General features: G+C 63.1%; 13 protein-coding genes. 3 read left to right on the top strand and 10 right to left on the bottom strand.

The window, feature by feature from the left end; translation table 11 throughout:
- Positions 1 to 36: 36 nt before the first annotated feature.
- From rplL to rpoC, 3 genes are all read left to right on the top strand, one after another.
- Entirely contained in the window at positions 37 to 411 is a 375-nt protein-coding gene (rplL, locus tag FBX97_RS20295) for a 50S ribosomal protein L7/L12 (RefSeq protein WP_141835858.1), read from the top strand.
- Between the two features lie 293 nt (positions 412 to 704).
- A complete protein-coding gene (gene rpoB / locus FBX97_RS20290; protein WP_141835857.1) occupies positions 705 to 4,814 on the top strand; it encodes a DNA-directed RNA polymerase subunit beta in 4,110 nt (1,369 codons plus the stop codon).
- A 227-nt stretch (positions 4,815 to 5,041) separates the two neighbouring features.
- Complete coding sequence (gene rpoC, locus FBX97_RS20285; protein ID WP_141835856.1) at positions 5,042 to 9,289, top strand: DNA-directed RNA polymerase subunit beta'; 4,248 nt, start codon at positions 5,042 to 5,044, stop codon at positions 9,287 to 9,289.
- A gap of 76 nt (positions 9,290 to 9,365) precedes the next feature.
- On the opposite strand, the gene FBX97_RS20280 is transcribed toward rpoC, so the two are convergent.
- From FBX97_RS20280 to FBX97_RS20235, 10 genes are all read right to left on the bottom strand, one after another.
- Positions 9,366 to 9,998 carry a Vat family streptogramin A O-acetyltransferase gene (locus FBX97_RS20280; RefSeq protein ID WP_141835855.1) on the bottom strand — a complete coding sequence of 211 codons (633 nt, stop codon included), beginning with the start codon at positions 9,996 to 9,998 and terminating at the stop codon, positions 9,366 to 9,368.
- Positions 9,999 to 10,154: 156 nt separating this feature from the next.
- The gene (locus FBX97_RS20275) at positions 10,155 to 11,132 is read right to left on the bottom strand and encodes a hypothetical protein (RefSeq protein ID WP_141835853.1); all 978 of its coding nucleotides are present in this window, start codon (positions 11,130 to 11,132) and stop codon (positions 10,155 to 10,157) included.
- Between the two features lie 33 nt (positions 11,133 to 11,165).
- A complete protein-coding gene (locus FBX97_RS20270) occupies positions 11,166 to 12,125 on the bottom strand; it encodes a hypothetical protein (RefSeq protein ID WP_141835849.1) in 960 nt (319 codons plus the stop codon).
- An 86-nt stretch (positions 12,126 to 12,211) separates the two neighbouring features.
- On the bottom strand, positions 12,212 to 13,171 hold the full coding sequence (locus tag FBX97_RS20265) for a hypothetical protein (RefSeq protein ID WP_141835846.1): 960 nt from the start codon (positions 13,169 to 13,171) through the stop codon (positions 12,212 to 12,214).
- A gap of 51 nt (positions 13,172 to 13,222) precedes the next feature.
- Positions 13,223 to 13,642, bottom strand: a complete 420-nt coding sequence (locus FBX97_RS20260) for a curli production assembly protein CsgB (protein WP_141835842.1) — start codon at positions 13,640 to 13,642, stop codon at positions 13,223 to 13,225.
- Positions 13,639 to 14,553: a CsgG/HfaB family protein gene (locus tag FBX97_RS20255; RefSeq protein WP_141835839.1), complete on the bottom strand. Its 915-nt coding sequence runs from the start codon at positions 14,551 to 14,553 to the stop codon at positions 13,639 to 13,641. The genes FBX97_RS20260 and FBX97_RS20255 overlap by 4 nt, the downstream gene beginning before the upstream one ends.
- A complete protein-coding gene (locus FBX97_RS20250) occupies positions 14,550 to 14,999 on the bottom strand; it encodes a curli assembly protein CsgF (RefSeq protein WP_141835835.1) in 450 nt (149 codons plus the stop codon). Before FBX97_RS20250 ends, FBX97_RS20255 begins: the two co-directional genes overlap by 4 nt.
- Positions 15,000 to 15,020: 21 nt before the next feature.
- The gene (locus FBX97_RS20245) at positions 15,021 to 15,470 is read right to left on the bottom strand and encodes a CsgE family curli-type amyloid fiber assembly protein (RefSeq protein ID WP_141835831.1); all 450 of its coding nucleotides are present in this window, start codon (positions 15,468 to 15,470) and stop codon (positions 15,021 to 15,023) included.
- Positions 15,471 to 15,743: 273 nt separating this feature from the next.
- The gene (locus FBX97_RS20240) at positions 15,744 to 16,235 is read right to left on the bottom strand and encodes a hypothetical protein (protein WP_141835826.1); all 492 of its coding nucleotides are present in this window, start codon (positions 16,233 to 16,235) and stop codon (positions 15,744 to 15,746) included.
- Positions 16,236 to 16,355: 120 nt separating this feature from the next.
- The gene (locus FBX97_RS20235; RefSeq protein WP_255517566.1) at positions 16,356 to 17,495 is read right to left on the bottom strand and encodes an alpha/beta fold hydrolase; all 1,140 of its coding nucleotides are present in this window, start codon (positions 17,493 to 17,495) and stop codon (positions 16,356 to 16,358) included.
- Between the last annotated feature and the right edge of the window lie 30 nt (positions 17,496 to 17,525).

Raw genomic sequence — 17,525 nt, 5'->3', positions numbered from 1 at the left:
GCATTAATCTACATATACAAATATCTGGAGTTTCAAATGGCAATTAGCAAAGAAGAGTTCCTGGACGCAGTTGGCGCAATGTCGGTCATGGAACTGAACGACCTGGTCAAGGCTTTCGAAGAGAAGTTCGGCGTGTCGGCAGCTGCAATGTCGGCACCGGCTGCTGGCGGCGGCGCTGCTGCTCCGGCTGCTGAAGAGCAGACCGAGTTCAACGTCGTGCTGACCGAAGTCGGCGCGAACAAGGTCGGCGTCATCAAGGCCGTCCGTGAAATCACCGGCCTGGGCCTGAAAGAAGCCAAGGACGTCGTTGACGGCGCACCGAAGACCGTCAAGGAAGCCCTGCCGAAAGCTGACGCTGAAGCCGCTAAGAAGAAGCTGGAAGAAGCTGGCGCCAAGGCCGAGCTCAAGTAATACATACGCAATGGGCACCGGACACGGTGCCCGGCGCCGGAGTCAAAGCTTGCAAATCCCTGCTGAAAAGTGGGGGATGCGGCTTTGGCTCTTTTGTCGTCCCTGCAACACAATGCGCATTACCCTGCTGTAAAAGCAGTGGAAGCACAGCAGTATCGTAACACAGCAGTTCGAGTTGCCCTTTTCATCATGACAGGGGAGGGCGAGATTTGAGGCCTTGTATGTGGTGCGCCGTCCGGCTGGCCACTGGCAATCCCTGAATTCTCATCCTTTCTGTCACTCACGGAGTGTCCATGCACTACTCATTTACTGAGAAGAAACGCATTCGCAAATCGTTCGCGAAGCGCGCCAACGTTCACAACGTTCCCTATCTCCTGGCCACCCAGTTGGAGTCCTACGAGAACTTCTTGCAGGCGGACGCTGGTCCCTCCGTCCGCAAGAACGAAGGCCTGCAGTCGGCTTTCACCTCCATTTTCCCGATCGTGTCGCACAACGGCTTCGCGCGCCTGGAATTCCTCTCCTACGTGTTGGGTGACCCTGCCTTCGACGTCAAGGAATGCCAACAGCGCGGCCTGACCTTCGCGTCGCCGCTGCGCGCCAAGGTGCGTCTGGTGATCCTGGACAAGGAATCGCCGACCAAGCCGGTCGTCAAGGAAATGAAAGAGCAGGAAGTGTACATGGGCGAACTGCCGCTCATGACCGCCAACGGTTCGTTTGTCATCAACGGTACCGAGCGCGTGATCGTCTCGCAGCTGCACCGTTCGCCGGGCGTGTTCTTCGAGCACGACCGCGGCAAGACGCACTCGTCGGGCAAGCTGCTGTTCTCGGCACGTATCATTCCTTACCGCGGCTCGTGGCTGGACTTCGAGTTCGACCCGAAGGACATCCTGTTCTTCCGCGTCGACCGCCGCCGCAAGATGCCGGTGACGATCCTGCTGAAGGCGATCGGTATGACGCCGGAACAGATCCTGGCGAACTTCTTCGTCTTCGACAACTTCAACCTGCGCTCGGAAGGCGCGGAACTCGAATTCGTGGCCGAGCGCCTGCGAGGCGAGGTCGCGCGCTTCGACATCGTCGATCCGAAGTCGGGCAAGACCATCGTCACCAAGGACAAGCGTATCAACGCGAAGAACGTCCGTGACGTCGAAAACGCCGGCATCACCTACATCTCGGTACCGGAAGACTACCTGGTCGGCCGCGTGCTGGCCAAGAACGTCGTCGACACCGACACCGGCGAGATCATCGCCAATGCCAACGACGAGCTGACCGACGAACTGCTGGCCAAGCTGCGCGACGCCAACATCGAGTCGATCCAGACCCTGTACACCAACGACCTGGACCAGGGCGGCTACATCTCGCAGACCCTGCGCACCGACGACACCGCCGACCAGACCGCCGCACGCGTGGCGATCTATCGCATGATGCGTCCTGGCGAACCGCCGACCGAAGAATCGGTCGAAGCGCTGTTCAACGGCCTGTTCTACATGCCGGAACGCTATGACCTGTCGGCAGTCGGCCGCATGAAGTTCAACCGCCGTATCGGCCGTGACGAACTGGTCGGCGACATGACCCTGTCGAACGAAGACATCCTGGCCGTGATCAAGATCCTGGTCGAGCTGCGCAATGGCCGCGGCGAAGTCGACGACATCGATCACCTGGGTAACCGCCGCGTGCGTTGCGTGGGCGAACTGGCCGAAAACCAGTTCCGCGCCGGTCTCGTGCGTGTCGAGCGCGCCGTCAAGGAGCGCCTGGGCCAGGCCGAAGCCGACAACCTGATGCCGCACGATCTGATTAACTCCAAGCCGATTTCGGCAGCTATCCGTGAGTTCTTCGGTTCGTCGCAGCTGTCGCAGTTCATGGACCAGACCAACCCGCTGTCGGAAATCACCCACAAGCGCCGTGTGTCGGCCCTTGGCCCGGGCGGTCTGACCCGCGAACGCGCCGGCTTCGAGGTGCGCGACGTGCACCCGACCCACTACGGCCGCGTGTGCCCGATCGAAACGCCTGAAGGCCCGAACATCGGCCTGATCAACTCGCTGGCACTGTACGCCCGCCTGAACGAATACGGCTTCCTGGAAACCCCGTACCGCAAGGTCGACGGTTCGAAAGTCACCGACAAGATCGAATACCTGTCGGCGATCGAAGAAGGCCGTTACATCATCGCCCAGGCAAACGCCGCGATCAACGAAGAAGGCCAGCTGGTCGACGAACTGGTGTCGGCACGTGAAGCCGGCGAAACCATCCTGGTCTCGCCCGAGCGCATCCAGTACATGGACGTGGCCCCGGGCCAGGTCGTGTCGGTGGCAGCTTCGCTGATTCCGTTCCTCGAGCACGATGACGCGAACCGTGCACTGATGGGCGCCAACATGCAGCGCCAGGCCGTGCCTTGCCTGCGTCCGGAAAAAGCCTTCGTCGGCACCGGTATCGAGCGCACCGTGGCAGTCGACTCCGGCACCACCGTGCAGGCGACCCGTGGCGGTCTGGTGGACTACGTCGATGCAGGCCGTGTGGTGATCCGCGTCAACGACGACGAGGCGCAAGCCGGCGAAGTCGGTGTGGACATCTACAACCTGATCAAGTACACCCGTTCCAACCAGAACACCAACATCAACCAGCGTCCGATCGTGCAAGTGGGCGATCGCGTGGCACGGGGCGACGTCATCGCCGACGGCGCCTCGACCGACCTGGGCGAGCTGGCACTGGGCCAGAACATGCTGGTGGCGTTCATGCCGTGGAACGGCTTGAACTTCGAGGACTCGATCCTCATCTCGGAGAATGTCGTCAAGGACGACCGCTACACCTCGATCCACATCGAGGAACTGTCGGTCGTGGCACGCGACACCAAGCTGGGACCGGAAGAGATCACCCGCGACATTTCGAACCTGGCCGAGAACCAACTGGCGCGCCTGGACGAATCGGGCATCGTCTACATCGGCGCCGAAGTGCAGGCCGGTGACGTGCTGGTCGGCAAGGTGACCCCGAAAGGCGAAACCCAGCTGACCCCGGAAGAGAAGCTGCTGCGCGCGATCTTCGGCGAAAAAGCGTCGGACGTGAAAGACACCTCGCTGCGCGTGCCGTCGGGCATGGTCGGCACCGTGATCGACGTCCAAGTGTTCACCCGCGAAGGCATCGTCCGCGACAAGCGCGCCCAGCAGATCATCGACGACGAGCTGAAGCGCTTCCGCCTGGACCTGAACGACCAGCTGCGTATCGTGGAAGGCGATGCCTTCCAGCGTCTGGAGCGTCTGCTGGTGGGCAAGACCGTGAACGGCGGTCCGAAGAAGCTGGCGAAAGGCGCCGTTATCGACGCCGCTTACCTGGCTGACCTGGACAAGTTCCACTGGTTCGACATCCGCCCGGCTGACGACGAGACCGCCAACGCGCTGGAAGCGATGAAGGAATCGATCAACGAGAAGCGCCACCAGTTCGACCTGGCCTTCGAAGAGAAGCGCAAGAAGCTGACGCAGGGCGACGAGCTGCAGCCTGGCGTGCAGAAGATGGTCAAGGTATACCTGGCCGTCAAGCGCCGCCTGCAGTCGGGCGACAAGATGGCAGGCCGCCACGGTAACAAGGGTGTGGTCTCGCGTATCGTGCCGGTGGAAGACATGCCGTTCATGGCCGACGGTACCCCGGCCGACGTCGTGCTGAACCCGCTGGGCGTGCCGTCGCGTATGAACGTCGGCCAGATCCTGGAAACCCACCTGGGTTGGGCAGCGAAGGGTCTGGGCCTGCGTCTGGGCGAAATGATTAAGGCCAAGGCAGAAACCGAGCAACTGCGCGCGTTCCTGGGCAAGATCTACAACGAGACCGGCAAGAAGGAAGACCTGGACAACTTCAGCGACGAGGAAATCGTCTCGCTGGCGAACAACCTCAAGAACGGCGTGCCGTTCGCGACCCCGGTGTTCGACGGTGCGCACGAGGAAGAAATCCGGCGCATGCTGGACCTGGCCTTCCCCGACCCGATCGCGAAGCACCTGGGCATGACCCCGTCGAAGAACCAGGTCACGATGTTCGACGGCCGTACCGGCGAAGCATTCGAGCGCAAGGTCACCGTCGGCTTCATGCACATGCTGAAGCTGCACCACCTGGTCGACGACAAGATGCACGCGCGTTCGACCGGTCCGTACTCGCTGGTGACGCAGCAGCCGCTGGGCGGTAAAGCCCAGTTCGGTGGCCAGCGCTTCGGTGAGATGGAAGTGTGGGCACTGGAAGCCTACGGCGCGTCCTACGTGCTGCAGGAAATGCTGACCGTGAAGTCGGACGACGTGAATGGCCGTACCAAGGTGTACGAGAACCTGGTCAAGGGCGACCACGTGATCGATGCCGGTATGCCGGAATCGTTCAACGTGCTGGTCAAGGAAATCCGCTCGCTGGGTATCGATATCGATCTCGAGCGCAGCTAAGCAGGCCGGCATGGCCGCCAGCCTTCGGGCTGGCCCGTGACCTCGACAATCGTCGCCCCGGCGCAGGCTGGGGCGCAAGCCCGGCGGAAACGCCGGCAAACTTGGATCCCCGCCTGCGCGGGGATGACGTTTTTCAAGGGATACAATACGGTTCAGCAAACACTGGCGAAAATCAGTGAGAAGCGGCGGTAGTAGTTAGTACAGAATTCAATCACCCGGAGTGATAAATGAAAGCACTGCTCGATCTATTCAAGCAAGTTCAGCAAAACGAGAGCTTCGACGCCATCAAGATTGGCCTGGCGTCGCCCGAAAAAATCCGTTCGTGGTCGTTCGGCGAAGTCAAGAAGCCGGAAACCATCAACTACCGTACGTTCAAGCCGGAACGCGACGGCCTGTTCTGCGCCAAGATCTTTGGTCCGATCAAGGACTACGAATGCCTGTGCGGCAAGTACAAGCGCCTGAAGCACCGCGGCGTCATCTGCGAGAAGTGCGGCGTCGAAGTCACGCTGGCAAAAGTCCGCCGTGAGCGCATGGGCCACATCGAGCTGGCCTCGCCGACCGCGCACATCTGGTTCCTGAAGTCGCTGCCGTCGCGTCTGGGCATGGTCCTGGACATGACCCTGCGCGACATCGAGCGCGTGCTGTACTTCGAAGCATACGTGGTCACCGATCCGGGCATGACCCCGCTGAAGAAGTCGCAGATCATGTCGGAAGACGACTACGCCGCCAAGTACGAAGAGTACGGCGACGACTTCACCGCATTCATGGGCGCCGAAGGCATCCGTGAACTGCTGCGCTCGATCGACATCGACCGCGAAGCCGAAGCCCTGCGCGTCGAGCTGAAAGAGTCGAAGTCCGAAGCCAAGATCAAGAAATACGCCAAGCGCCTGAAAGTGCTCGAGGCCTTCCAGCGTTCGGGCATCAAGCCCGACTGGATGATCATGGAAGTGCTCCCGGTTCTGCCGCCGGAGCTGCGTCCGCTCGTCCCGCTGGACGGCGGCCGTTTCGCGACCTCCGACCTGAACGACCTGTACCGCCGCGTCATCAACCGTAATAACCGCCTGAAGCGCCTGATGGAACTGCGCGCGCCGGAAATCATTACGCGTAACGAAAAGCGCATGCTGCAGGAAGCAGTGGACTCGCTGCTGGACAACGGCCGTCGCGGCAAGGCGATGACCGGCGCCAACAAGCGTCCGCTGAAGTCGCTGGCTGAAATGATCAAGGGTAAGGGCGGCCGTTTCCGTCAGAACCTGCTGGGCAAGCGCGTCGACTACTCGGGCCGTTCGGTCATCGTGGTGGGTCCGCAGCTGAAACTGCACCAGTGCGGCCTGCCGAAGCTGATGGCCCTGGAACTGTTCAAGCCGTTCATCTTCAACAAGCTGGAACTGATGGGTCTGGCCACGACCATCAAGGCGGCCAAGAAGCTGGTCGAGCAGCAGGAACCGGTGGTCTGGGACATCCTGGAAGAAGTCATCAAGGAACACCCGGTCATGCTGAACCGTGCGCCGACCCTGCACCGTCTGGGTATCCAGGCGTTCGAGCCGGTGCTGATCGAAGGCAAGGCAATCCAGCTGCACCCGCTGGTCTGCGCGGCGTTCAACGCCGACTTCGACGGTGACCAGATGGCAGTCCACGTCCCGCTGTCGATCGAAGCACAGATGGAAGCCCGCACCCTGATGCTGGCCTCGAACAACATCCTGTTCCCGTCGAACGGCGAGCCGTCGATCGTCCCGTCGCAGGATATCGTGCTGGGTCTGTACTACGCGACCCGCGAAGCGATCAACGCCAAGGGCGAAGGCATGCTGTTCCCGAACGTGTCGGAAGTCATCCGCGCGTACGACAACAAGGAAGTCGAACTGGCGACCCGCATCACCGTGCGTATCGTCGAGCATCCGAAGAACGAGCAAGGCGGCTTCGACCGCACCGTGACCCGCTACGAGACCACCGTCGGCCGCGCCATCCTGTCCGAGATCCTGCCGCATGGCCTGCCGTTCTCGGTGCTGAACCGCGCCCTGAAGAAGAAGGAAATCTCGAAGCTGATCAACACGTCGTTCCGCAAGTGCGGCCTGCGTGCGACCGTCGTGTTTGCCGACAAGCTGATGCAGTCGGGCTTCCGCCTGGCGACCCGCGCCGGCATCTCGATCGCCGTCGACGACATGCTGATCCCGGACGTCAAGAAGACCATGATCGCGACCGCCGAAGCGGAAGTGAAGCAGATCGAGCAGCAGTACGCCTCGGGTCTGGTCACCGCCGGCGAGCGTTACAACAAGGTCGTCGACATCTGGGGCAAGACCTCCGACGAAGTCGGCAAGGCGATGATGGACCAGCTGAAAGTGGAACCGGTCACCAAGCGTGACGGCACCGAAGGCACGCAGGAATCGTTCAACGCGATTTACATGATGGCCGACTCGGGCGCCCGTGGTTCGGCAGCCCAGATCCGCCAGCTGGCCGGTATGCGCGGCCTGATGGCGAAGCCGGACGGTTCGATTATCGAAACGCCGATTACCGCGAACTTCCGCGAAGGCCTGAACGTTCTGCAGTACTTCATCTCGACGCACGGCGCCCGTAAAGGTCTGGCCGACACCGCGCTGAAGACGGCAAACTCGGGTTACCTGACCCGCCGCCTGGTCGACGTGACCCAGGATCTGGTGGTGATCGAGGACGATTGCGGCACCAACAACGGCACGCACATGAAGGCGATGGTCGAAGGCGGTGAAGTCATCGAGCCGCTGCGCGACCGTATCCTCGGCCGCGTGACCGGTACCGACGTCGTCAATCCGGAAACGCAAGAGACCCTGTACGAAGCCGGCACGCTGCTGGACGAAGACATGGTCGAAGAAATCGAGCGCCTGGGCATCGACGAAGTCAAGGTCCGTACCCCGCTGAACTGCGACACGCGCTACGGCCTGTGCGCCAAGTGCTACGGCCGTGACCTCGGCCGCGGCATGCTGGTGAACAGCGGCGAAGCAGTCGGCGTCGTGGCTGCACAGTCGATCGGTGAGCCGGGTACCCAGCTGACCATGCGTACCTTCCACATCGGTGGTGCGGCATCGCGTGCAGCAGTGGCATCGTCGGTCGAAGCCAAGTCGAACGGTACGGTCCGCTTCACCGCGACCATGCGTTACGTGACCAACGGCAAGGGCGCCCAGATCGTCATCTCGCGTTCGGGCGAAGTGCTGATCACCGACGACCACGGCCGCGAGCGCGAGCGCCACAAGGTGCCGTACGGCGCGACCCTGGCCGTGCATGACGGCATGGTCGTGAAAGCAGGCGTGCCGCTGGCAACCTGGGATCCGCTGACCCGTCCGATCATCACGGAATACGGCGGCACGATCAAGTTCGAAAACGTGGAAGAGGGCGTCACCGTCGCTCGCCAGGTGGACGAAGTGACCGGCCTGTCGACCCTGGTGGCAATCGATCCGAAGCGTCGCGGTTCGGGCAAGGCACTGCGTCCGCAGGTCAAGCTGCTGAACGAGAACGGCCAGGAAGTCAAGATCGCCGGCACCGAGCACGCCGTGACGATCGGTTTCCAGGTTGGCGCACTGATCATGGTGAAGGATGGCCAGCAGGCGTCGGTGGGTGAAGTGCTTGCACGTATCCCGACCGAATCGCAGAAGACCCGTGACATTACCGGTGGTCTGCCGCGCGTTGCCGAGCTGTTCGAAGCCCGTTCGCCGAAAGATGCCGGCATGCTGGCGGAAGTCACCGGTACGGTCGCATTCGGTAAAGAGACCAAGGGCAAGCAGCGCCTGGAAATCACCGACATGGACGGCAACAAGCACGAGTTCCTGATCACCAAGGACAAGCAAGTGCTGGTGCACGACGGCCAGGTGGTGAACAAGGGCGAGATGATCGTGGACGGCCCGGCCGATCCGCAAGACATCCTGCGCCTGCTGGGTATCGAAGCGCTGGCCCGCTACATCGTCGACGAAGTCCAGGACGTGTACCGTCTGCAGGGCGTGAAGATCAACGACAAGCACATCGAGGTGATCGTTCGCCAGATGCTGCGCCGTGTCCAGATCGTCGATGCCGGCGACACCGACTACATCGTCGGCGAGCAGGTGGAGCGTTCGGAACTGCTGGAAGAGAACGACCGCATGAACGCTGTCGCGAAACTGCCGGCACAGTACGAAAACGTGCTGCTGGGTATTACCAAGGCATCGCTGTCGACCGACTCGTTCATCTCGGCCGCATCGTTCCAGGAAACCACCCGCGTGCTGACCGAAGCGGCGATCATGGGCAAGCGCGACGGTCTGCGCGGCCTGAAGGAAAACGTCATCGTCGGCCGCCTGATCCCGGGCGGTACCGGTCTGGCCTTCCACCGCGCTCGCAAGGAGAAGGAGCAGTGGGAAGCGGAAGAGCGCCAGGCACTGCTGCAGCAGGAGAAGGCCAACATGGCTGCCGAACTGCAGGCGATGGAAGACCAGCAGCAGGCTGCGGCGCATGCCGAGCAGCATCAGGGCGATGGCGAGTAATTTTCGCTTCAGCTTTAGCTTAGATAGCTAACAAAAACGGCACCTCTTGGGGTGCCGTTTTTTTTTTGGTCCGTCGTCAGCGTGCCGCGGCTTCCAGTGCCCCGATGTCACCGCTGCGAATCAACTTCAGATGGCGGGTAATCCACTCCACCGGCCGGTCCCACCACGCAATCGCCAGCAGGCGCCGCACGCTGTCTGCATCGAAACGTTCGCGCAGTATTTGCGCCGGATTGCCACCGACGATGGCATACGGCGGCACGTCCGCCGTCACCACCGAGCGCGCCGCGATGATGGCACCGTCGCCGATCGTCACCCCAGGCATGATCAGCGCGTCATAGCCGATCCAGACATCGTTGCCGACCACGGTATCGCCCTTGTACGGCAATTCTCCCGGCTGGGGCGCCGCGGTTTCCCAGCCATTGCCGAAGATGAAGAACGGATACGTGGAGATGCCGTTCATCTGGTGGTTGGCGCCATTCATGATGAATTTCACGCCACGCGCGATCGCACAGAATTTGCCGATGCGCAGGCGGTCGCCGATGAAATCGAAGTGGTACAGGACGTTGTTTTCGAAATGGTGGGCACCGTCCGGATCGTCGTAATAGGTGTACTCGCCGATCTCGATGTTCGGGCGGGTCACGACATTCTTCAAAAAGCTGATTTGCGGAAAAGGTGTCGGGGAGGGCGTATGGGGGTTCGGGCCTGGCATGGATGCTGTTGAATATGCATGAATGGAGCGTATGACTTTGCCTCATCCTCGCACGCGAACAAGCGGAATTGCGACAGATTGCAGGGACTGCGTCACGAAATGCGAATCAGCGGAACAGACTGGTCCGCCGATTCGTATCTGGAAATCCAGCACTGCTCAGTGCTGATAGATATTCGTGTAATTCCCCGATCCGGTCTGGCTCACGTTGGCGACATAATTCTGCCCGACCTGGCGCACGATCGCCGTGTTGCTGTTGCCGAGCTGGGCAACGGTAGCCGAATTGCCGATGCCGAAGGTGACGGGGCCGGTACCGGTCTGGCTGACGATCGCCAGGTTGCCGACGCCGTTCTGGTCGATATCGGCAATATGTTCACGGGTACCGGTCTGGCTTGCTTCCGCCTGGTTATCGCTGCCGGTTTGCCGGATCCGGATGTCGGCGGCTTCGGTATCGGTCTGCAAGGTGCTGGCATAGTTCGCGACACCGGCCTGCTCGATCAGGGGGCCGCCGAACACGTTGAGGTCGACGTTCGCCGATGCGATATTGCCGTCGCCTTCCTGGGTGATACGCGGGCTGGCATAGCCGGTGCCGCGCTGGCTGACGACCGCGATGTTGTCATTGCCGTTTTGCGTGGTGCGCGCCGTACCCGGAATGGATTCCTGCTGCTCGACGGCGGAAATGTTGCCGTTGCCGTTCTGGATAAGCACTGCGCTCAGATCCGAGGTCAGCGTCTGGCGCAGCGTGGCGGTGTTGTAGCTGCCCGTCTGCGTGATCTCGGCCGTTACCGGAAAGGTCGACGCGACGATGTCGATTTGCGTGATCCCCGCATTGTTGCCGTTGCCGGTCTGGCGAATCTGCGCTTCGAGATTGCCGCCACTGTTCAGCTGAAGCAGGCCACCGGTGGTCGACCCGGGACCGCCGACATGATTGTTGTTGCCGATCTGGGTGATCGTCGCCGTCACGTTATTGAAATCGTAGACGCCGGTGGTCTGCTCGGCATAGGAGGTATTGCCATTGCCCTGCTGCGTCACGGTGACGGTGGAACTGGTGTCCTGGGCCGAGGCAGCCTGGGAGGCCAGGGTGAGTGCCAGGCCGAGTGCAGCGGCGATGACCGATAACGAGAATCTGGACTGCATGATGAACTCCTCGAAGTAGTACTGCGTGGGGAATCAATGCTGGTAGATGTTCGTGTAATTGCCCGAGCCGGTCTGGCTGACGTTGGCGTTGTAGCCCGCACCGACCTGGCGCACGATGGCCGTGTTGCTGTTGCCAAGCTGGGCAATCACCGTAAAGTTCCCCAGCAGGCTCGCCGGCACCCCGGTCTGGGCGACGCTCGCCAGGTTGCCGTTGCCGGTCTGCGTGATGTCCGTGCGTTGCCCCTCGCCGGTCAGGTTGGTATCGGCCTGGTTGGCCATGCCCTGCTGCCGGATCGCGGTGCCGGAATCGAAGCCATTGATGTTCTGTACGACGGTTGCGCTGTTCAGGCTGCCGGTTTGCACGATGGATGGCCCACCGCCGATCGCACCCACCGTGACCACCGACGCGGTATTGCCATCGCCGTCCTGGGTGACATTCGGGCCGCCATAGGTGGCGCCGCTCTGGCTGATCGTGACCTGGTTGCCGGTGCCGTTCTGTACCGACCGCAGACTGCTGTCGCCACTGAAGGTCTGCTCGATGCGGGCGATGTTGCCGTCGCCGCTCTGCTCGATGATGGCTTCGGCATACGAGGTAGTGAACTGCCTGAACGTGGCGTCGTTGCCGATGCCGGTCTGCGTGATGCGGGCAGAGGCTGCGAGTGCGGCATTGCCGTTGTTATCCTGGATGAGGCCGGCGTTATTGCCCCTGCCGGTTTGCAAGACCTCGGCGATGACCGGACCGATCGGCGCGTTACTCTGGATGAGGCCGCTACTGGTGCCGCCCAGGCCGCCCACGTGGTTGTTGTCGCCGATCTGGGTGATCGTCGCTTGGACCCCGGTCACCGTCGTGATGGCGTATTGTTCGGCGTACGCGGTATTGCCATTGCCCTGCTGCGTCACCGTCACGTTCGAGGTGTTGTCCTGGGCCGACGCGGCGTGGCACACCAGGCCCATGCCGAGGGCGAGGACAACTGCCGAGAATCTGGATTTCATGAATGACTCCTCAAAAGCAGGGGCGTGACGACGCTCATCCAGTGCCCCGATGCTGGACGGCCGCGCACTGAGCGGCGGTGGGCCGCTCAGTGCTGGTAGATGGTCGTGCCGTTGTTTGCGCCGAGCTGGCGGACATCGGCGCGATAGCCGAGACCGGCCTGGCGCACGATGGCCGTATTGCCGTTGCCGAGCTGGGACAGGAGCACCGCATTGCCGTCGTTGACGCCGCCCGGGCTCATGCCGGTCTGGCTGACGCTGGCGAGGTTGCCGTTGCCCTCCTGGTCGATCGAGAGGCGCTGGAAATCGCCGGTCTGTGTCGCGTCGGCCTGGTTGCCGGTGCCCTGTTGGCGGATCCGGTGGCTCGACTCGGACAGCAGGTTCTGCACGGTGATGACGCTGTTGAAGCTGCCGCTCTGCTCGATGCGCGGGCCGCCGCCGATGGTCACGCCGTACCCGATCACCGTTGCGGTATTGCCTTCGCCGTCCTGCGTCACGTTCGGTCCGCCGAAGGGGCCATTGCTGTAGTCGATCGTCAAACGGTTGCCGGCCCCGTTCTGGCTTGTGCGCAGTAAAGCGGTGCCGCCGTTGTGGGCGACGTCGGCGACGTTGCCGCTGCCGCTCTGGTCGATGGCGACGCTGCTGTCGGAGGAGCCGTATTGCCTGAGCTGGGCGGTGTTGTCCATGCCGAGCTGCGTGATCCGGGCCGAGTTCGGCAGCGAGCCACCGTTGCCGGTTTGCGTGATGCCGGCGTCGTTGCCGGTGCCGGTCTGCTGGATCAGCGCCGATATCAGCCCGCCATTATCGCGCTGGAGTACGCCGCCGGTCGCCGCGCCGGGGCCGCCCACGTGGTTGTCGTTGCCGGCCTGGGCGATCGTGATGGCCGCTCTGACAGGAAACGACGGACCGCCGGCTTGTTCAGCGTAGGACGTGTTGCCCTTGCCCTGCTGCGTCACGGTGATGTTGCCGGTAAAGTCCTGCGCGAAAGCGGCGTGGCAGGCACATGCCAGGATGACGCCGGTGAAGATGGTCGAGCGTGCGGCTTTCATGGAACGGCTCCTCGAAGTGATCAGGGCATGGCGGACATCTACCCAGCGCTCCTAGTACTGGATGATGGTGGCGGTCTTGCCGTTGCCGTACTGGGTGATGCGCGCGGCACCCTGTTGCCCGTATTGTTCGATGCGTCCGCTGTTCAGCACGCCATGCTGTTCGATGCCGGCGCGGTTGCCCTGGCCGGCCTGCACGATGGTCGCCTCGTTCTGCTGGCCCAGCTGCTGCACGAAGGCCTGGTTGTCCAGCCCGCCCTGCAGCAGGCTGGCGCTGTTGGCCAGGCCGTCCTGCGATACCGCTATCTGATTCTGCTGGCCGGCCAGGGCGGCGTAGGCGCGGACGGCGGCAGTGTCAGCGGCCGGCTTCGACCGGGCAGGGACGGCGAGTTCGGACGGCGCCAGGTCGCCGGCGCCGGCGCAGGTGCACGCCAGCAGCGCGCACAGCATCGACAAGCCGCGCTGCGCGTTCATGGCGCGCTCCCGCTGCCGGTCGCCGCCACGCGGCCGTCCGTGCCGGCATCCTGCGCCGTCGCAGACGTCACCGCGGCTGTACGCCGTGCCGGCGCCTGCGCCAGGTAGCGCCGCAGCACCGGATTGGCCCGGTCGGCGTCGTTCTGCAGCGTCCAGTTACCGGCCTGGATGCCCTGCGCGACCAGGTGCGTTACTGCCGCCTCAATCGCCTCGCTGACGCACAGCTGGGTCGGCTCGTTGCGCGTGGTGCCGGCCTCGAACTCAGCCAGGTCCTTCACGTTGACGAATTTGAAGACGCTCGGATGCAGCTCGTACGAATAGATGGTCTTGGTGGTCGACACGCTCTGCAGGATCTGGCCGCCGCGGATGTCGACGATGCGCAGGTTGACTGTCACCTGGTCGACCCGGTATTGCGTCGACAGGCCGATGCCGAGGAAGCGCGCGCCGACGCCGCCGGTACGCACGTTGCTTTCGAAGGCGACGATGCCGCCCTCGATCAGCACCGACGCTCCCAGCAGCGGCGGCACCTGTACCGGCGGCGTGCCGGCCGGCTGCGGCATCTCGAGCGCACGCACGATCTTGCGTTCGGTGAGCAGGTTCTGCAGGTTCTCGCGCTCGACCGGGATGAACCAGCCGGAATCCTGCAGCGCGCGGATCAGCATCGACGAGGCGCCCTGCGTCACCGCGGTCGAGAATGAACTATCCGGCGCCGGCTTGTACTGGCCGGTCTGGTCGCGGATGCCGTACACGGCCACGGCAATCTTTCCCTTCGGCGCAGGCAGGGCCAGCAGGTCGCGCGTGATGGCGGTATCGGGCGTCAGCTGGGCGTTGTTGCGCACGCCGGACGGTTGATGCGCGCAGCCGGTTGCAAGCAGCAGGGCGGCCAGGGGCAGAAGCAGCTGGATTTTCATTGTCCCACCTCGAAGGAAGTCACGACGCCGGTCGCCTTTTCGGTGGTGGTCACGCGCAGGATGCCGCCGCCGAGGTCGGTCACGGTGATCACGAAGTTTTCAGTGGAAAAGGTGCCGGGGATCAGCTTGCCGTCCTGGCCCAGGAGCTTGGAGGTGGCCGAGGAGGCGAGCTGGCTCAGCACCATGCGCTCGAGCGTCTGGTTGAACTGCTGCAGCGGCGTCTGGTTCAGCGACGAGCCGCCCAGTCCGGATTGCAGGCCGTGCTTGTTGGTGGCCGAGGCGGCGGCGAGCAGGCCGGGCGCGTTGTTCGGCGCGCCGCCGAAGTTCGGGTTGACGGGTACGTAGACCAGCTCGCTTGCGCCGGCGCCGCCGGCCCACAGGGCGAGTCCGCAGACGATGGCCGTGGTGATTCGCGGGGTGACTCGCGAGGTGACTCGATGCGACATGGCGGTCTCCTTGATGACAGGTCAGAATTCGTCGGCGGCGAGGTCGGCGTCGCTGACGAGGCGGCGCTGGCGTTCGATGTCGAGGATGGTTTGATAGGCGCTTTCGGCGGCGCTTTCTGCCAGCGTCTTCAGCCCGGCACGCGCCGGCGGCAGCTGCAGCTGGAGCACGCGCTGCTGGCCGAATTCGATCCAGACCAGGCTGCCCCAGCGCGCCGACGGGCGTTCGCGCAGCGCCAGCGTGTAGCGTTCGCCGCCGGGCTTGTCGCGCCATTCGGCGATGAAGTGATTGGCGAATTCGTGGCCGGCCACGGTGACCATCTGGCTGGTGACGATGCCCCAGGCTTCCGTCAGCGGTTCCTGGACAGTGGCATCCGTGACCGCCGGTGCCGGTGCCGTTGCAGCGCAGGCCGGCCACGCGGCCAGCAGCGATGAAAGGAGCGGGACCAGGAGACTGCGGGCTGGATGAGGCATGGTGGCGCCTGTTGCCTATTAGTTATAAAAACTGCAATCCTTTACATTCGAGTGTAGTGAGGAAGCGGACTGTACAGTTGAGAAGGGTCAGGCTTGGCAGACGGGATTGCGACGGTCTGGGCCGGATCAAGGTACATGCATGAGGCGTACAGGCAATTTTGCAGTGGAAAGCTATTGCACGCGGCAACGGGAAAGCACTGACGAAACGATGCGCCGAAAAAGAAAACGGCACCTCGCGGTGCCGTTTCCCATGGCTGGCCGAACGGCCAACGATCAGGGTTTGTAGTACAAGACGGTCGTTCCCGCCGCGCCAGCCCCGGCCACCTTGATCGCCGATCCCACCGGCAGGTAGATAGTATTGCCGGATGCGGTGTCGGTGACGGTAACCGTGGTATCCAATCCCGGCGCGAACACGAGCGTGTTGAGCTTGCCACTGATCGTGACGCCGCCACCCGCTTGTGCGGCATCGATCCAGAGGTTCGCAAGTTGCCCGGACAGCGTCAGGTTGGCCGCGTTATTGAACTTGACGACGGTCGTTTGCCCGCTGCTGCCTTCCGTATAACCATTTGCCGTCAGATGCAGGGCCGACGCGGGCGCCACCGGCGCAGCCACGATGGTTTGGGTAGGCGCCGGCGTCGTCGTGCCGGGCGTCGTTGGTGCCGCATTGCTCGTGGGTGCAGTGCCGCTGCCGGTGGCCGAACTGCCGCCACCGCCGCAGGCTGCAAGCAGGGTCATGACGGCGGTCGCAATCGCGAATTTTTTCATGTCGTCCAGAAAGTTGTGTAGGGGAAATCAATGCTAGGGAAGACGTGCTTCCATCGCGTTGCGGTTTCTCTTCCCTACGCAGCTTTCCGGACGAACCTGGGTTTTACTTATCCAATCTCATCATTTCACTGTGGTTTCCAGCCACGCGAAAATCGCCGGCCAGATCCGCGCATGCGCATTGCGTCCCACCAGCACCCCGACGTGCTGCAGGTTGACGCCGATATCGCCCTCGTACTCGAGCACCAGTTTATGAGAGCTGGCAGCCGCCTGGTTGAACGGCACCACGGCCTGCAGGGGGATTACCTTGCTGCGCGGGTCGACCACGCTGGCCAGCGGCGCGTGCAGATCCTGCGGGCCGATGCTGCGGCCGTTGATCATGAGGCGGCCCTGCATGAAGTCGTCGTTGCGGTACAGCGACTCGACGATGTCGGTGAACAGCCGGCCCGGCATCGGGAACTCGTCGTGGGTCCAGCGCTCGACGCGCATGTGGGTCGACAGCGCCACCGGGTCGAACATCGACAGCGTGCGGTCCATGATGCGCTCCCACTGGAAGGCATGGGGTTCGGCGATGGCGCTCATCATGTTGAGGAAGGCGCCCGGCACGTGGTTGAAGCTGTCGGCGATGTCGCGCGCGTGCGGGGTGGCTTGCACCAGGCGGTTGAAGCAGCAGGTGGCGGGTTCGAAATGCAGCGGCGATTCCAGCAGGATGGTGGCGGCTACCCGCTCCGGGTGCATGCAGCTGTAGATCGCGGCCAGCACGCCGCCGAGCGAATGGCCGGCGATGACCATGCGCGCTTCGCCGCTGTCGGCCTCGATGGCCTTCTGGCAGGCGGACAGCAGGCGGTCGCCGTAGTGGGCCAGGCCAAAGTCGGCACGCTGAGCGGCACCCTGCGCAGCACCTTCGTCGGCGCCATCGCCGGCGTCGTGCACCGGCACCCATTCGGCCTGGTAGACCCGGTAGCCGCGCTCGAGCCAGCGCCGCACGACGCTCACCTCGGGCGTCAGGTCCCAGATGTAGGCGCGCTTGATGGGGGCCGGCACCAGCAGCACGGCCGGGCCGTCGCTGTCGTCGGGGCCGAAGCGGCGCAGCCTGAGGCCGGGTTCGGTGTGGAGGATCGTGGACGGGGTCTGCTGCGGACCATAGCCGGCGCGGTCCAGCATCTTGCCGCGCTCGAGGCGGCTGCGGTCCATATCCTTGAGTGCCTGCACCCCGAGCGTGCCCAGGGTGTTCGGGTTCATCGACGTCGTTGTGGTAGTCATGTTGTGTCTCCTTCAGGACCACGGCACTGT

Origin of the sequence: Herbaspirillum sp. SJZ107 (genome assembly GCF_006715485.1) — a bacterium.
Taxonomy (GTDB): Bacteria; Pseudomonadota; Gammaproteobacteria; order Burkholderiales; family Burkholderiaceae_D; genus Telluria.
The sequence above is the reverse complement of the archived record's forward strand: the minus strand, read 5'-3'. Positions and strand labels throughout refer to the sequence as shown.